Genomic DNA, 15,489 nt, shown 5'->3' with positions numbered 1-15,489 from the left:
AATTGCGAACTTTCCCAGGGCCATTGTCGATCGCTCCTGCATCCGACTGGACTCAGGCCGGGTAGGGTGATGGTCCTGAAATGACTGCAATGGAATGCACCATGAATGAACCCGACGATAATGTTGCCGGCCCCCATCCCGCGCCGTCTCTGCAAATGCGCACCGAGCTGAAAGCCGCCGTGGATCTCGCCTTGCCACAATCCCCTGGCCAGTTTGGCGAACGCTTGATCAAGGAAAAGTGGGGCGCGGACATCGACCCGCAGACGGCCTTGCTGGTCACGCTCGATTACCACTTCAAGGGCCATCCTGCCGAGAACGGTATCGAGCAGGGGCGAGTAGCGAGTTCCCGGTCGCTGCTGCAAGCACTGTTGTCCAACTATCAGACCGTGGGTGACGGGCGTTTTGCCGAGACGGCGTTCGGCCTGTACACGCCGCCGGACGTCGGGCCTGCGGTGCAGATCGTCGAGCACGTCGATGAGTTCGCCGATCACGGCAGCGGTAATCACCGGACCTATGAAGGCATCTACCGTCAAACCACCCCGCAAGGGTATGGGCCGCTGACGCAGATCAATCTCCGGCCCGCCGACTTCAAGAAGTGGGTCTGGGAGCTGGAATTGAAGGACTTGTATCAAGCGTCTCTCGATCAGGCATGGCCAGCCGACGCTGTGCTGGTGGCGGCCAGGCCTTACGCATTGAGAACGTCGGTCAAAGCGGCGTTCGTTATGGCGGCCTGGTTGCAGCGACATGAACAACGCCTGACACAAAAAGGTCTGGCACTTGCGATGCGGGCGGCAGGTCTGCCCGCCGATCAGCCTTGGGAAACGCTGACCCTGGAGCAACTGCAAGCACCAACTCGCGTGCCTTCAACCGTCAAGTTCGGCCTTCTGAAACTTTACCGCTACACCGCGACCGATATCTGGGCCTTTCGTGACACCGCCAGTGCCCGCCTGCTGGTGTACATCCCCGGCAATTCTTCCCCGCTGCATGAATTCGCCGATACCGCGCAACTGCACCAATGGGTTGTCACACAGGGCAAGTCCAGCGAGGCACGGCAGGCGCTGGCCCGTCACTTTGCCGAAGACGATCGCGAGGATGGAATGTTTCACGCCGGTGTCCTGACGGCGCTGGATGGCATGGCGCTTTATCCGGCAAAACACTGGCTGACCAACAACGCCGGCTTCTTCAACAACGATGGCTACTGGGACCCGAACGAATACATCGGCTACTACGATCCGAACGTCGCGACCGATCCTTTTGCCTGCTTGGTGCTGACGATGAAGCGGGCCGCACAGTCAGAGATCCAGGCCATCCGTGACGATGCGCAGGTCAACCGGGATCAGTTGAGCGCTGTCGTCGAACCCGTTGTGCAATGGGTCAACCGGTTCGGCCCGCTCGCCTTGTTTGTCCCTGGAGGCGAGGGGGTGCTGGCATTGGCCGGGCTCATCGACGCCGGTTATGGCCTGAATCAGGCGGTCAACGGCAAAACGCCGGGCCAACGCTCGGAGGGCCGGACCCGCACGGTGTTTGGCTTGCTTAACACGTTGCCGATGCTGGGTGTCGAGTCGGCGCTTAAGGGGGACGCGGCCGAGGCCGATAGCATGGCGGAGCACGTCCGCGAGCACGAGGCTGATCCGGAAGACCCGGGTGCCCGGCCGACGTCGGAACCGGCCGTGGCGCCAACGCCCTTGAGCCATCGCATCGAGCTGCTCCGTGGAATCGGCCCCTCGGTGGCCTCCTTCAGCGATGAGGTTCTGGCGCAGATCGCCAAGGTCAGCGCGGTCGACGATGACATGCTGCGGTTGATGCAGACGGGGCGGCCACCGACCCCTTTACTGGCAGACACGATCAGCCGTTTCAAGATCGATCAGGATCTCGGTCCTGCCGCAGACCCCGTGCTTTTCAACCAACGTTACCAAGTGCTGCAAAAGTCGGGGCATGAGTGGGTCCGGCTGTTTCAACGCGAATACCCGGGCCTGCCGACGAGCGCCATCGAGCAAATGCTCGACCGCTATGGCATCGACATCCAGGCATTGCCTGATGCAGCCGAGACCAGGCAAGTACTCGCGCGACTGGGCAGTAAGGCACGGCAATACCAGCAACATGTAAGGCTGGATCGAGCCTATGAAGGCTTTTATCTGCGCTCGGTCGCGAACGCCGAGACGGACACCCTGGCCTTGCGCTCCCTGAAAAATCTGCCTGGCTGGCCAAAAGACCTGCGAATTGAAGTCCTCGACGGTTCGTCCACTGGGCTGGTTATTGATCGTTGCGGCCCCCTTGATGCCTCTCATTACCGAAACGTCATCAAGGTGGGAAATCGTTACCTGCGACAAGGTCGGCAAACCGATTTCTACGACGCGCTCCTTGGCGTGCTGACGGACGAGGAACGCTCGGCGTTGCACCTCTCGTCAGCAGATCAGGCCAGCGCGTTGCGGCTCAAACTGAGCGATCGTGCATTGCCCCGTGCTGAAACCCTGCTCGGTCTGCAAAGGCTGGACAGAGGCATGGCCTTCGAGCCACAGGGGCTGCGCGGCGGGGGCTACCCGACGACCCCTCAGGGTGACGCCCTGAAGGTTCAAGCGATCAAGTTGCAGATCAAGGACATTTATCCGGATATCAACGACGCGGGCATTGATCAGGTGTTGCTGCTCGCGGAGGGTAGGGTGCAGGCGTATATCGACCTGCTGAATCTGCAACTGCAACAGCTCAACGTCGACTTGACCGACTGGGTCGATCAAGCGGCACAAGACCTTGCCGACATGGACGTTCCCTTCGTGGCCATGGGAGATGAAGACGCGGAGGGGATGAACCCTGCGCAAATCGCCGTGCACAATGCCCACCTGGTGCACGCCGCCCTGCAACAGGAGAGAGGCGTCAGGACAGAGCTCGCCGAGGAGCTTGTCGCCATTTGGCAAAAACGCGGGCCGCTGCAGGATCGTGTCTTTGTCGACGGACAGCTGCGCGGTGTCAGGCTGGACCTGGCTTTCGAGGACTATCACCGGTTACCCACGCTGAATGCCAGGTTCAACGATGTCATCGAAATGTCGATGCAAGGTTTTCACCTGACCGAGCACGACAGTTTGAACGGGTTCCTGGAGAGCTTTCCAAACCTTGAAGTGTTGAATCTGGTAGGTGTTGACTTGCGTCCTTTCTTCGTGGGGGGCGACGCAGGGCGCGCCTTGCCGCCCGTCATCGGCCAATTGCCTCAACTGCTCTCACTCAACTTGCGAGCCACGCAGTTGGTATTCACGGAGCGCGCCGCTTCACAGTTGAGTGATCTGACCCACCTGCAAACCCTGGACCTGAGCGACAACCCGTTGGGCGTACCGCCGGTGGTGCTGGGCATGAACAGCTTGCGCCAGCTCAGCCTGAGGAACACCGGGATCAGCCGCTGCCCGGTCGGGATCAAGGATGAGCCATACCTGGCGATGCTGGATTTGCGCGACAACCGTATTACCCGGGTTCCGCCCGCGATAATGAATCAGGCGGTGGCGGACGACCGCGTGCTGTTATGGGGGAATCCGTTGACAGACGAGGAGACGTTGCACCGGTTGATCAGCCATCGTGAACAGACGGGCGTCAATCTGTGGTTGAGCGCTCCGAGCGCAGATTATGGTTCGCCGACGGTGTGGTTGCGCGACTGCGACGAAGCGTTGCAACAGTCCCGGCAAGCCCTGTGGCAGCGATTGGCAGGTAAACCCTCCGGCACGCGGTTTTTAGCCGTCATAGACCGGCTGAGCCTGACAGCCGACTTTCGGGTCAGCTACCTGTCACTTCAGGCCCGGGTCTGGCGATTGATGCAAGAGGCCGATGCTACGGACGAAATATGGGGTCGAATGAGTGGCGGCAGCGGGCGGTTTGATCACCCATTGGCGGCATTCCGGGCGCTGGAGGCGCGTGTCGGTTTCTAAGCGAAGGAGGAGGCCTTGAACCCCGGGCGGGGTTCAAGGTGTGCCGGTATCAGCGGCGACGGAACAGCGGCAGCGGTTCGTCGGTGGCGGCCTGATAAGTCACCGAGAAGTCCTTGAGACCTTCAAGGGCTTCATGCGGGTCTTTATCGGCGCGAATGGCAAAGGCGTCGAACCCGCAGCGATGCATGTAGAAGAGCTGGTCGCGCAGCACATCGCCGATCGCCCGCAGTTCGCCTTTGAAGCCATAGCGGTCACGCAGCAGACGCGCATTGGAGTAGTTGCGGCCATCGGTGAAGGCCGGGAAGTTCAGGGCGATTACCTTGAACTGATCGACGTCGTCACCGATTTCCTCGGCTTCTTCATCGGCATCCAGCCACACGCCAAGACCGCCATCGCGGGCCTTGAGCATACGACTGTGCTCGCGCCACAGCTGCAACGGGACGATCAGGTCGTCGCAGTTGCTGATCTCGTCGATGTTGAAGTCCTTGGGCAACAAGTGCCAGGTTTCGTCGACGACTTCGTTGTTCTTAATGATTCGCTGCATAGACGCGCTCCTTGAAGAGGTCGATGCCAATACGCTGATAGGTGTCGATGAAACGCTCGTCTTCGGTACGTTGTTCGATGTACACGTCGATCAGTTTCTCGATCACATCAGGCATGGCTTCCTGGGCGAAGGACGGGCCGAGGATCTTGCCCAAGCTGGCGTCGCGGCTCGCGCTGCCACCGAGGGACACCTGGTAGAACTCTTCGCCTTTCTTGTCCACCCCGAGGATGCCGATGTGGCCGACGTGGTGGTGACCACAGGCATTCATGCAGCCGGAGATGTTCAGGTCCAGCTCGCCGATGTCGAACAGGTAGTCCAGGTCTTCGAAACGACGCTGGATCGACTCGGCGATCGGGATCGACTTGGCGTTGGCCAGCGAGCAGAAATCACCGCCAGGGCAGCAGATGATGTCGGTCAGCAAGCCGATGTTCGGCGTGGCGAAACCTTGCTCGCGCAACTCGCCCCACATCGCGAACAGTTGGGACTGTTCAACGTCGGCCAGAATGATGTTCTGCTCGTGGGAGGTGCGCAGTTGACCGAAGCTGTAACGATCGGCCAGGTCGGCCACGGCGTCGAGCTGCTTGTCGGTGATGTCGCCCGGTGCAACACCGGTCGGCTTCAGGGACAGGGTCACCGCCACATAGCCCGGCTTCTTGTGGGCCAGGGTATTGCGGGTGCGCCAGCGGGCAAAGCCCGGGTGCTGCTTGTCGAACTCGGCCAGTTCAGCCGCCTGATTGTCCAGGGCCTTGTAGTCCGGGTCGACGAAGTGTTTGGCGACACGGTGCACTTCAGCCTCGGTCAGCGTGGTCTGGCCACCGCGAAGGTGCTCCATTTCCGCGTCGACTTTCTGCGCGAAGACTTCAGGCGTCAGGGCCTTGACCAGAATCTTGATCCGCGCCTTGTACTTGTTGTCGCGCCGGCCATAGCGGTTGTAGACCCGCAGGATGGCGTCGAGATAGCTCAACAGGTCTTGCCACGGCAGGAACTCATTGATGAACGCGCCCACCACCGGTGTACGGCCGAGTCCACCGCCCACCAGCACGCGGAAGCCGAGTTCGCCGGCAGCGTTGTGCACCGGCTCAAGGCCGATGTCATGGACTTCAATGGCCGCACGGTCGGAGGTCGAACCGTTGATGGCGATCTTGAACTTGCGCGGCAGGTAAGCGAATTCCGGGTGGAACGTGGTCCACTGACGAACGATCTCACACCAAGGGCGCGGGTCAATCAGCTCATCGGCTGCGACACCGGCGAACTGGTCGGTGGTGACGTTGCGCAGGCAGTTGCCGCTGGTCTGGATCGCGTGCATCTGCACGGTTGCCAGTTCTTCCAGGATGTCCGGGATGTCTTCCAGCGCCGGCCAGTTGAACTGCACGTTCTGCCGGGTACTGATGTGGGCGTAGCCTTTGTCGTAGTCGCGGGCAATCTTGGCCATCATCCGCGTCTGGCGCGAAGTGAGCTGGCCATAAGGCACCGCCACCCGCAACATCGGCGCGAAGCGTTGGATATAGAGCCCGTTTTGCAGGCGCAGGGGGCGGAATTCTTCTTCGCTCAGCTCGCCTGCCAGATAGCGTCGGGTCTGATCACGGAACTGCTTGACGCGGTCCTCGATGATCCGCTGATCGTACTCGTCGTATACGTACATATAAGTCCTGTTCTCAGGCTTGGGCCGGTCGGTTCCAGTTGCGTTTTTCGCTTGCTGAAGTCTCCGATACTGCCTCGGCAATTCTGCGCGCACGGCCGCGCACTCCCTACGGAGCCGGGGCAAGATACCAGTTTGCAGTTATGCGCAAAAGTGATGTTTGAGTATATGTAAAGAACCAAAACGACTAACAAGATCTGTTATTGATAAACCCGTATTTGTCGTGAGGGCAATCGTCGTCTTTACTGTGGTCGAGTCTTTATGCAATCACCGATAAAACCGACAAGAGGCGATGCAATGAGCAACCCTACCAAAGCGACAAAACCTGATAGCACGGTCGATGCTTGGGCGATTCTGTTCCTGATCATCCTGGTCGTGGGCACCGCAGTATTTTGGGTCAGTCATCAATAACCGACCCCGTCCGGGCCCGGTTCCGACGATTGTCGGACGAAAACCGGAATAAACGCCGTTTACCGGGACTTCGCTGGCTATAATGCGCGGCGAAAATTTCCGGGGGCTCGGGCGTTAATGTTGAAGTTTGTCTACACCTTCCTGCTGATGCTTGGCGCGGCTTACGGCCCTGTCGCGCATGCAGAGTCGGTGTTGTTCCTCAATCCGGGGAAGACGGATGAGGCCTTCTGGATCAGCTATTCGCAATTCATGCAGGCGGCCGCCAAGGATCTGCACATAGATCTGCGCATTCTCTATTCCCAACGCATGCCCGAGCTCACCGTGGCACAAGCCCGCCTGGCGCTGCAAGGCCCTCAGCGGCCGGACTATCTGGTGTTCGTCAACGAACAATATGTCGCTCCGCAAATCCTGCGCCTGGCTCAAGGCAGTGGGGTCAAGCTGTTTACGGTCAACGCTGCGCTGACACCCAATCAGCTGAGCCTGCTGGGCGAGCGTTCCGATCGATTGGGCAGCCTGGTGCCGAACGATGAGGAGGGCGGCTACCTGATGCTCAAGGAGCTGATTCGCCAGCATCCACCGGTGGCGCCCGGTCAGATCATCGAGTTACTGGCGTTTTCCGGCCTGAAGATCACGCCGTCGGCGCAACTGCGCGAGCAAGGCATGATGCGCGCCTTGGCCGAGCACCCGGAAGTACGCTTGCGCCAACTGGTTTACGGCGGCTGGAACCGGGACCGGGCCTATGAACAGGCCAAATTGCTGTTCCGGCGTTACCCGAAGGCCTCGTTGGTGTGGTCTGCCAATGACGAAATGGCGTTTGGCGCCATGCAGGCATTTTCGGAGGCGGGTGGCGTGCCCGGCAAAGATGCCTTGTTCAGCGGGGTGAATACGTCGCCCGCCGCATTGCAGGCGATGGTTGACGGTCGCATGAGCGTGTTGCTGGGCGGGCACTTCACATTGGGCGGTTGGGCGCTGGTGGAGTTGCATGACCTGGAGCGGGGCGTGGATCTGGACCAGTACGGCGGGCGCGACCAGCTGATTCCGTTACTTCAACTGATCAACAAGGCCCAGGCCAAACGATTGCTGGCCATGGGCGCGTCTCCGGATTACGGGGTGAATTTCCGTCGTCTCTCGGCCAAGGGGCGGCCGACGACCTATCGCTATCCGTTCAGCCTGCAAACCCTGATGCGCTAACGCCCGGCCAGATGCACCACCAGCTGCACGATGCCGAACAGCGTCAATGCAAATACCGCCGTGAACAGAATCCCCAAAATCACGAAATGACTCGGCTTGCCGTGGGTGAAGTCCCGCGCCCGGTTCTTCCCGCTCTGCACCCCGAACGCCGCCGCCAGGACGCTGTGCAGCATCTGCCAGAACGTCGGCGGCTTGTTGTCGACTGGATCGTCCATAAACCCCTCGTCACTTATGTGTGAGAGCTAAGCATAGACAATCACTTTGGGGATGGCACACATCCTGTGGGAGCGAGATCAGGCTCAACCAGACATTTGTGGGCGACCCAAAACAACTGTGGGAGCGGGCTTGCCCGCGACGGGGTCCTGACAGTCAACATTGATACTGACTGACATGACCCTATCGCGAGCAAGCTCGCTCCCACAGGGGATCTTTGTTGGCCACAGTATTGTGGCCATGACACTGGGTTAGTTGTCGTACCCGAGGTTCGGTGCCAGCCACCGTTCGGTCACGCTCAGTTCCTGGCCTTTACGGGACGTGTAGCTCTGCACCTGGTCCTTGTCGATCTTGCCCACTGCAAAGTATTGCGCCTGCGGGTGAGCGAAGTACCAGCCGCTGACCGCTGCTGCCGGGAACATTGCGTAGTGCTCGGTGAGGAACACGCCGCTGCGGCCGGCCTGCATTTCGCTGGCTTCGGGGTCGAGCAGGGCAAACAGGGTGCTTTTCTCGGTGTGATCCGGGCAGGCCGGGTAGCCCGGGGCAGGGCGGATGCCGGTGTATTGCTCTTTGATCAGCGCCTCGTTGTCGAGCGTCTCATCCTTGGCGTAACCCCAGTGTTCCTTGCGGACCTGTTGGTGCAACCATTCGGCACACGCCTCGGCCAGTCGGTCGGCCAGTGCCTTGACCATGATCGAGTTGTAATCATCGCCAGCGTCTTGATAAGCCTTGGCCACTTCTTCAGCGCCGATCCCGGCCGTGGTGATGAAACCACCCACGTAGTCGGTGATTTCGCTGTCCTTCGGCGCGACGAAGTCGGCGAGGGAGAAGTTCGGCTTGCCGTCGGTCTTGATGGTCTGCTGACGCAAGTGATGCAACTTGGCAATCGGCTTGCCGTCATCGCCGTAGACTTCGATGTCATCCTCACGCACCTGGTTGGCCGGCCAGAAGCCGAACACCGCACGGGCGCTGATGAGTTTCTCGTCGATCAGTTTGGCGAGCATTTCCTGGGCATCGGCATACAACGCGGTAGCCGCTTCACCGACCACTTCATCCGTGAGAATGCGCGGGAACTTGCCGGCCAGGTCCCAGGAGATAAAGAACGGTGTCCAGTCGATGTATTCGGCCAGAACCTTGAGGTCGATGTTGTCCAGCACTCTGGAACCCGTAAAGGTCGGTTTGACTGGCGCATAAGTGCTCCAGTCAAACTGCGGCTTCTTGGCGATGGCCGCCGGGTAGCTAAGGCGTTCGGTGCGGGCGCTGCGATTGGCAGTGCGCTCGCGAACATCGATGTATTCCAGGCGAGTTTTCTCGACGAACGCCGGTTTCAATTCCTTGGACAGCAACTGCGTCGCCACGCCCACGGCGCGGGAGGCGTCGGTGACGTAGATCACCGCATCGTTGCTGTACTTCGGCTCGATCTTCACCGCCGTGTGCGCCTTGGAGGTGGTCGCGCCACCGATCATCAGCGGCAGATGGAAATCCTGACGTTGCATCTCGCGGGCCACGTGGACCATTTCATCCAGCGACGGCGTGATCAGACCGGACAGGCCGATGATGTCGCACTTCTGCTCCTTGGCTACTTGCAGGATTTTCTCCGCCGGGACCATCACGCCGAGGTCGACGATGTCGTAGCCGTTACAACCGAGCACCACGCCGACGATGTTCTTGCCGATGTCGTGCACGTCGCCTTTTACCGTGGCCATCAGGATCTTGCCCTTGGCTTCCGGCTTGTCGCCTTTTTCCAGCTCGATGAACGGAATCAGGTGAGCCACGGCCTGTTTCATCACGCGGGCGGATTTCACCACCTGCGGCAGGAACATTTTGCCGGCGCCGAACAGGTCGCCAACGATGTTCATGCCGGACATCAGCGGGCCTTCGATCACTTCGATCGGACGCGTGAACGACTGGCGCGATTCTTCGGTGTCTTCCACGATGTGCGTGGTGATGCCCTTGACCAGCGCATGCTCCAGACGCTTGTTGACGTCCCAGTTGCGCCACTCTTCGGTCTCGGCTTCCTTGACGCTGCCGTCACCCTTGTACTTGTCGGCGATGGCGAGGAGAGCGTCAGTGCCGTTCGGCGTGCGGTTGAGCACCACGTCTTCGACAGCATCACGAAGCTCGGCCGGGATCTGGTCGTAGATCTCCAGTTGGCCGGCGTTGACGATACCCATGGTCAGACCGTTGCGGATCGCATACAGCAGGAACACCGAGTGGATCGCCTCACGCACCGGGTTGTTGCCGCGGAACGAGAACGACACATTGGACACGCCACCCGAGGTCAGGGCAAAGGGCAGTTCGTCGCGGATGTAGGCACAGGCGTTGATGAAGTCCACAGCGTAGTTGTTGTGTTCTTCAATGCCGGTGGCCACGGCGAAGATGTTCGGGTCGAAAATGATGTCTTCCGGCGGGAAGCCGACTTCGTTGACCAGAATGTCGTAGGAGCGTTTGCAGATCTCTTTCTTGCGCGCTTCGGTGTCGGCCTGACCGGCTTCGTCGAACGCCATCACGACCACGGCGGCGCCATAGCGCTTGCACAGTTTGGCGTGGTGAATGAACTGCTCGACGCCTTCTTTCATGCTGATCGAGTTGACGATGCCCTTGCCCTGAATGCATTTCAGGCCGGCTTCGATCACTTCCCACTTCGAGGAGTCAATCATGATTGGCACGCGGGAGATGTCCGGTTCACCGGCAATCAGATTGAGGAAGGTCACCATGGCCTTCTTCGAATCGAGCATCCCCTCGTCCATGTTGATGTCGATGATCTGGGCGCCGGCTTCAACCTGCTGCAGGGCCACTTCCAGGGCTTCGGTGTAATTGTCTTCACGGATCAGCCGGGCGAACTTGGCGGAACCGGTGATGTTGGTGCGCTCGCCGACGTTGACGAACAACGAGCTGCGATCGATGGTGAACGGCTCCAGACCCGAGAGGCGGCAAGCCTTCGGGATTTCCGGAATGACACGTGGCGCATAACCGGCCACGGCTTTGGCGATGGCTTCGATGTGGCCTGGCGTGGTGCCGCAGCAGCCGCCGACGATGTTGAGGAAACCGCTCTGGGCGAATTCTTCGATGACCTTGGCGGTTTCCGACGGCAGTTCATCGTACTCACCGAATTCGTTCGGCAGGCCGGCGTTCGGGTGCGCCGAAACGTGGGTGCCGGCCTTGTTCGACAGTTCTTCCAGGTACGGGCGCAATTCGCTGGCACCGAGGGCACAGTTCAGGCCGACCGAGATCGGCTTGGCGTGGGCTACCGAGTTCCAGAACGCTTCGGTGGTCTGGCCGGACAGGGTTCGGCCGGAGGCGTCGGTGATGGTGCCGGAAATCATGATCGGCAGTTCGATACCCAACTCTTCAAACACGCCTTGCACGGCGAAGATCGCGGCTTTGGCGTTCAGGGTGTCGAAAATGGTTTCGATCAGGATCAGGTCGGCGCCGCCTTCGATCAGGCCTTTGGTGGCCTCGGTGTAGTTTTCCACCAATTCATCGAAGGTCACGTTGCGGTAGCCGGGGTTGTTCACGTCCGGCGACAGCGAGCAGGTGCGGCTGGTCGGCCCGATCACGCCAGCGACGAAGCGCGGCTTGTCAGGCGTTTCCAGGGTCTTGGCGTCGGCCACCTTGCGTGCCAGGCGCGCGCCTTCTACGTTTAATTCGTATGCCAGGCCTTGCATGCCGTAATCGGCCAGGGAAACCTGGGTGGCGTTGAACGTGTTGGTTTCCAGAATATCGGCGCCGGCATCCAGGTAGGCTTTCTCGATGGAGCCGATCACGTCCGGGCGCGTCAACACCAAAAGGTCGTTGTTACCTTTGACGTCGCTTGGCCAGTCAGCAAAGCGCTTGCCGCGATAATCCTGCTCTTCGAGCTTGTAGCTCTGGATCATCGTGCCCATGCCGCCATCGAGAATCAGAATGCGCTCTTTGAGGGCGTGCTTGAGAGCTTGAAGGCGAACACTGCGATCGGACATTGGGACTACTCGGAAAGACCATGACGAAGGGCCGGGATGATAGCAAACCTGTGCGCTTTTAGAGCATGTCCCGGATTTGCATGAATATCGCTCATGTTGGTGCGAGAGCCGGAACGGTAGAATCGCGGCGATTTTTCAGGATCGGGACCAGGGACATGTCGTATCGCGTCATCACCAGCATTTTGATGCTGCTTATAAGCTGGGATGCCGTGGCGCAGGGTCCGGCGATTTCCTACACGCGTGACATTCAACCGATCTTTACCGAAAAGTGCGTGGCCTGCCATGCCTGCTACGACTCCGCCTGTCAGCTCAATCTGGGCAGCGGCGAAGGGGTGGCGCGTGGCGCGACCAAAACCCCGGTCTACGACGGCGAACGCAGTCAGGCCGCGGCGCCGACCCGGTTGTTCTATGACGCTTTCGGCAAGCGTGCCTGGCAGCAGAAGGGCTTCTATTCGGTACTCGACGCCCAAGGCAGCCAGGCGGCATTGATGGCGCGAATGCTGGAGCTGGGTCACACAACCCCGCTGCAACCCAACGCCAAGTTGCCGGAAGACATCGTCCTGGGCCTGAACCGGGAAAACATGTGCGCCATGCCGACGGAGTTCGACGGCTACGCCAGTACCCACCCGAAAGAAGGCATGCCGCTGGCGGTCACCGGCCTGACCGACCAGCAATACCAGACGCTCCAGCGCTGGCTGGCCTCCGGGGCGCCCATTGATGAGCAAGGCCTGGTCCCCAGCGCAAAAGAAGCCTTGCAGGTGGTGCAGTGGGAAAATCTGCTCAACGCTCCGGGAGCCCGGCAAAGTCTGGTCGGCCGCTGGTTGTTCGAGCATTGGTTTATCGCCCACATTTACTTCAAGGACGGTGAGCCTGGGCATTTCTTCCAATGGGTGCGTTCGCGCACCCCGACGGGACAGCCAATCGACCTGATCGATACTCGCCGCGCGAATGACGATCCGGGCACGCAGGTTTATTACCGTTTGTGGCCGGTGCAAGGCGTGATCGTGCACAAAACCCACATTACCTATCCGCTGAGCGCAGCGAAGATGGCGCGGATCAAAAGCCTTTTCTATAGCGGCAACTGGCAGGTCGATGCCTTGCCGGGATACGGGCCGGAGCGCCGGGCCAACCCGTTCAGCACGTTTGAAGCGATCCCGGCTCAGGCGCGTTATCAGTTCATGCTCGATAACGCCGAATACTTCGTCCGCACCTTCATTCGCGGCCCGGTCTGCCGTGGCCAGATCGCCACGGACGTGATTCGTGACAACTTCTGGGCGCTGTTCCAGGCGCCGGAACACGACCTCTACATCACCGACCCGAACTACCGCGGCCAGGCCACGCCGTTGTTGGCGATGCCGGGACAAAACGACGATGTCGGCAGCGTCCTGGGCCTGTGGCATGACTACCGCGACAAGCGCAACGAGTACGAAGCGCTACGCCGGGACAATTACGCCGATCTGCCGGCGCCGAGCTGGTCGACCCTGTGGGCGGGCAACGACAACGCGCTGCTGAGCATCTTTCGGCATTTCGACAGCGCGTCGGTGAACAAAGGCCTGATCGGCGACGTGCCGCAAACTATCTGGCTATTTGACTATCCGCTGCTGGAGCGCACGTATTATCAGTTGGTGGTCAACTTCGACGTGTTCGGCAACGTGTCTCACCAAGCCCAGACACGCCTGTACTTCGATCTGATCCGCAACGGTGCCGAGCAGAATTTCCTGCGCCTGATGCCGGCCGATTCGCGGAACGATTACCTCGATGATTGGTACCAGAGCGGCGGCCGGTTCAAGATGTGGCTGGATTACGAGGCCATCGACAATGACAAGCCGACGGCACTGAAACTGGATGAGAAGGACCCCAAGCGCGACTTCGCGATGCAACTGCTGACCCGTTACGGCGAGCTCGATGCCAGGCCCGATCCGATCAACCGTTGCGACGGCGCTTACTGTTCGCGACCGAACATCGACCCGGCGTTGCAGAGTGCCGAGCAGGCGCTGAGTCGCCTGACTTCACGCCCGGCGGCCGGTTTGAGGGTCATCGATCAGTTGCCGGAAGCGACCATGCTGCGCATCGAGACGGCGAGCGGCAAGCGCGAGATCTACAGCCTGCTACGCAACCGGGCCCACAGCAATGTGGCCTTCCTGCTCGGTGAATCGCTGCGCTATCAGCCAGGGCTCGACACCTTGACGATTTTCCCGGGTGTGCTCAGCAGCTACCCGAACTTCATGTTCAATATTCCTGCCGACCAGGTGCCGGCGTTCGTCGATGCGATGGAAAACGCCAAGGACGCGCAACGCTTCGAGAAAGTCGTCGAACGCTGGGGCATTCGCCGCAGCCATCCGCAGTTCTGGTTTTACTTCCATGACCTGAGTCGCTACGTCCACGAAACCGAGCCGGTGGAAGAGGGCGTGCTGGACATGAACCGGTACGAGAATCTTTGATCGACCTTTAAGCGTGGGCAGGTGTCGGATTTCATAGGCACCGCCAAACCCCTGTGGGAGCGGGGATGTGTGGTGGTTTTGGGTTTGCGATCGGAGGAGCGCCGATGTTGATTTCAGTACAGGCACTGCGCGCCGTCGCGGCCTGGACGGTGGTCTGCCACCACTTCATGCAGATTTTCTTCGACTTCAAGGCCCGTGGCCCCGTGGGGCAGATGTTCATCGACAAGGGCGCGGTGGGCGTTGATATCTTTTTCGTCATCAGTGGCCTGGTGATCTTCCTGTCCACCGAAGGTAAATCGCTGCCGCCCGCACGGTTTCTCTTGTACCGACTGTTTCGCATCGTGCCGGCGTACTGGCTGTACACGGTGCTGATGGCGTTGGTGGTCGTGTTCGCACAGCCTGTGTTGCCGGATCAGACGGTCGATTGGTCACATTTCCTGCTGTCGTTGTTATTCATTCCCACGGAAAACCCCGGTGGCTACGGGATCTATCCGACCCTCAATGTCGGCTGGACGCTGAACTACGAAATGCTGTTCTACGTGCTGTTTGCCTGGGCATTGCTCTTCCGCTTGCAGGTTCGGCTGCTGATCGTCGGCGCGCTGCTGTTTGCGGTGTGCCAGGCGTGGACCGGTTATGGCTGGATCAGCGAGTTCTACCGCTCGGACATTGTTTATGAGTTTCTGCTGGGGATCGCCATCGGCATGATCTATCGGCGCGGCTGGATCAAACCCGGTTTCTGGCTGCCCTTGTTGGGGATTGGCGGCGCGTTGCTGGCGATTTATAACCTGGCGCCGCAGCCTCGCTTCCTGGCCTGGGGCGTCCCCGGTGCAGTGTTGGTGATGGCGTGTATGGCGCTGGAGCGCTATGTCGAGAACTCCCGGCTGTTAAGGGTGCTCGGCGATTGTTCCTACTCGGTTTACCTGATGCATGTGTTGGTGCTGTCGGTTGGCGGGTTTGTCGCACAGCGTTATGGGCTAAATCCTTACGTGATGTTCGCCGTTTGTGTGGTGGCCATCGGCGTGGCTTCCTGGGCAAGTTACGAATATGTAGAAAAATGCAGCTATCGGTGGCTTAAAGAGTGGATCGACGGCGAATCAGCGAATAACGCGGCTCCGGCTCTTTCCCGACAAAAATACTAGGACTTTGTACGGCGCGATGATTGGCGTAAACTGCGCCCAAG

8 protein-coding genes are annotated in these 15,489 nt (G+C 59.9%); 4 read left to right on the top strand and 4 right to left on the bottom strand.

The window, feature by feature from the left end:
• Positions 1-101: 101 nt before the first annotated feature.
• Entirely contained in the window at positions 102-3,908 is a 3,807-nt protein-coding gene (locus ACA075_RS16065) for a dermonecrotic toxin domain-containing protein (RefSeq protein ID WP_497293796.1), read from the top strand.
• A gap of 49 nt (positions 3,909-3,957) precedes the next feature.
• Here the strand turns inward: ACA075_RS16065 and ACA075_RS16060 are convergent, their stop codons facing one another.
• Both ACA075_RS16060 and ACA075_RS16055 read right to left on the bottom strand, forming a co-directional pair.
• On the bottom strand, positions 3,958-4,452 hold the full coding sequence (locus tag ACA075_RS16060) for a DUF934 domain-containing protein (RefSeq protein WP_497293794.1): 495 nt from the start codon (positions 4,450-4,452) through the stop codon (positions 3,958-3,960).
• Positions 4,436-6,094, bottom strand: a complete 1,659-nt coding sequence (locus ACA075_RS16055; RefSeq protein ID WP_497293792.1) for a nitrite/sulfite reductase — start codon at positions 6,092-6,094, stop codon at positions 4,436-4,438. The genes ACA075_RS16060 and ACA075_RS16055 overlap by 17 nt, the downstream gene beginning before the upstream one ends.
• Positions 6,095-6,619: 525 nt before the next feature.
• Between ACA075_RS16055 and ACA075_RS16050 the strand changes: the two genes are divergently transcribed.
• Positions 6,620-7,693, top strand: coding sequence for an ABC transporter substrate-binding protein (locus ACA075_RS16050; protein ID WP_497293791.1), 1,074 nt, complete (start codon positions 6,620-6,622; stop codon positions 7,691-7,693).
• Here the strand turns inward: ACA075_RS16050 and ACA075_RS16045 are convergent.
• Positions 7,690-7,908 carry a DUF2970 domain-containing protein gene (locus ACA075_RS16045; protein WP_497293790.1) on the bottom strand — a complete coding sequence of 73 codons (219 nt, stop codon included), beginning with the start codon at positions 7,906-7,908 and terminating at the stop codon, positions 7,690-7,692. The genes ACA075_RS16050 and ACA075_RS16045 overlap by 4 nt on opposite strands.
• A gap of 249 nt (positions 7,909-8,157) precedes the next feature.
• Complete coding sequence (gene metH / locus ACA075_RS16040) at positions 8,158-11,868, bottom strand: methionine synthase (protein ID WP_497293788.1); 3,711 nt, start codon at positions 11,866-11,868, stop codon at positions 8,158-8,160.
• Between the two features lie 155 nt (positions 11,869-12,023).
• On the opposite strand from metH, the gene ACA075_RS16035 reads away from it, so the two are divergent.
• Both ACA075_RS16035 and ACA075_RS16030 read left to right on the top strand, forming a co-directional pair.
• Positions 12,024-14,309: a fatty acid cis/trans isomerase gene (locus tag ACA075_RS16035; protein WP_497293787.1), complete on the top strand. Its 2,286-nt coding sequence runs from the start codon at positions 12,024-12,026 to the stop codon at positions 14,307-14,309.
• A gap of 104 nt (positions 14,310-14,413) precedes the next feature.
• On the top strand, positions 14,414-15,448 hold the full coding sequence (locus ACA075_RS16030; protein WP_497293785.1) for an acyltransferase family protein: 1,035 nt from the start codon (positions 14,414-14,416) through the stop codon (positions 15,446-15,448).
• Positions 15,449-15,489 lie beyond the last annotated feature (41 nt).

The organism is Pseudomonas sp. LBUM1663, from assembly GCF_059695905.1.
The sequence above is the reverse complement of the archived record's forward strand: the minus strand, read 5'-3'. Positions and strand labels throughout refer to the sequence as shown.

Bases quoted from the DNA above. Each gene is read 5' to 3' on its own strand.
- ACA075_RS16055 (WP_497293792.1), bottom strand. From the start codon at position 6,094: ATGTACGTATACGACGAGTACGATCAGCGGATCATCGAGGACCGCGTC.
- metH (WP_497293788.1), bottom strand. From the start codon at position 11,868: ATGTCCGATCGCAGTGTTCGCCTTCAAGCTCTCAAGCACGCCCTCAAA.
- ACA075_RS16060 (WP_497293794.1), bottom strand. From the start codon at position 4,452: ATGCAGCGAATCATTAAGAACAACGAAGTCGTCGACGAAACCTGGCAC.
- ACA075_RS16030 (WP_497293785.1), top strand. From the start codon at position 14,414: ATGTTGATTTCAGTACAGGCACTGCGCGCCGTCGCGGCCTGGACGGTG.
- ACA075_RS16065 (WP_497293796.1), top strand. From the start codon at position 102: ATGAATGAACCCGACGATAATGTTGCCGGCCCCCATCCCGCGCCGTCT.
- ACA075_RS16045 (WP_497293790.1), bottom strand. From the start codon at position 7,908: ATGGACGATCCAGTCGACAACAAGCCGCCGACGTTCTGGCAGATGCTG.
- ACA075_RS16035 (WP_497293787.1), top strand. From the start codon at position 12,024: ATGTCGTATCGCGTCATCACCAGCATTTTGATGCTGCTTATAAGCTGG.
- ACA075_RS16050 (WP_497293791.1), top strand. From the start codon at position 6,620: ATGTTGAAGTTTGTCTACACCTTCCTGCTGATGCTTGGCGCGGCTTAC.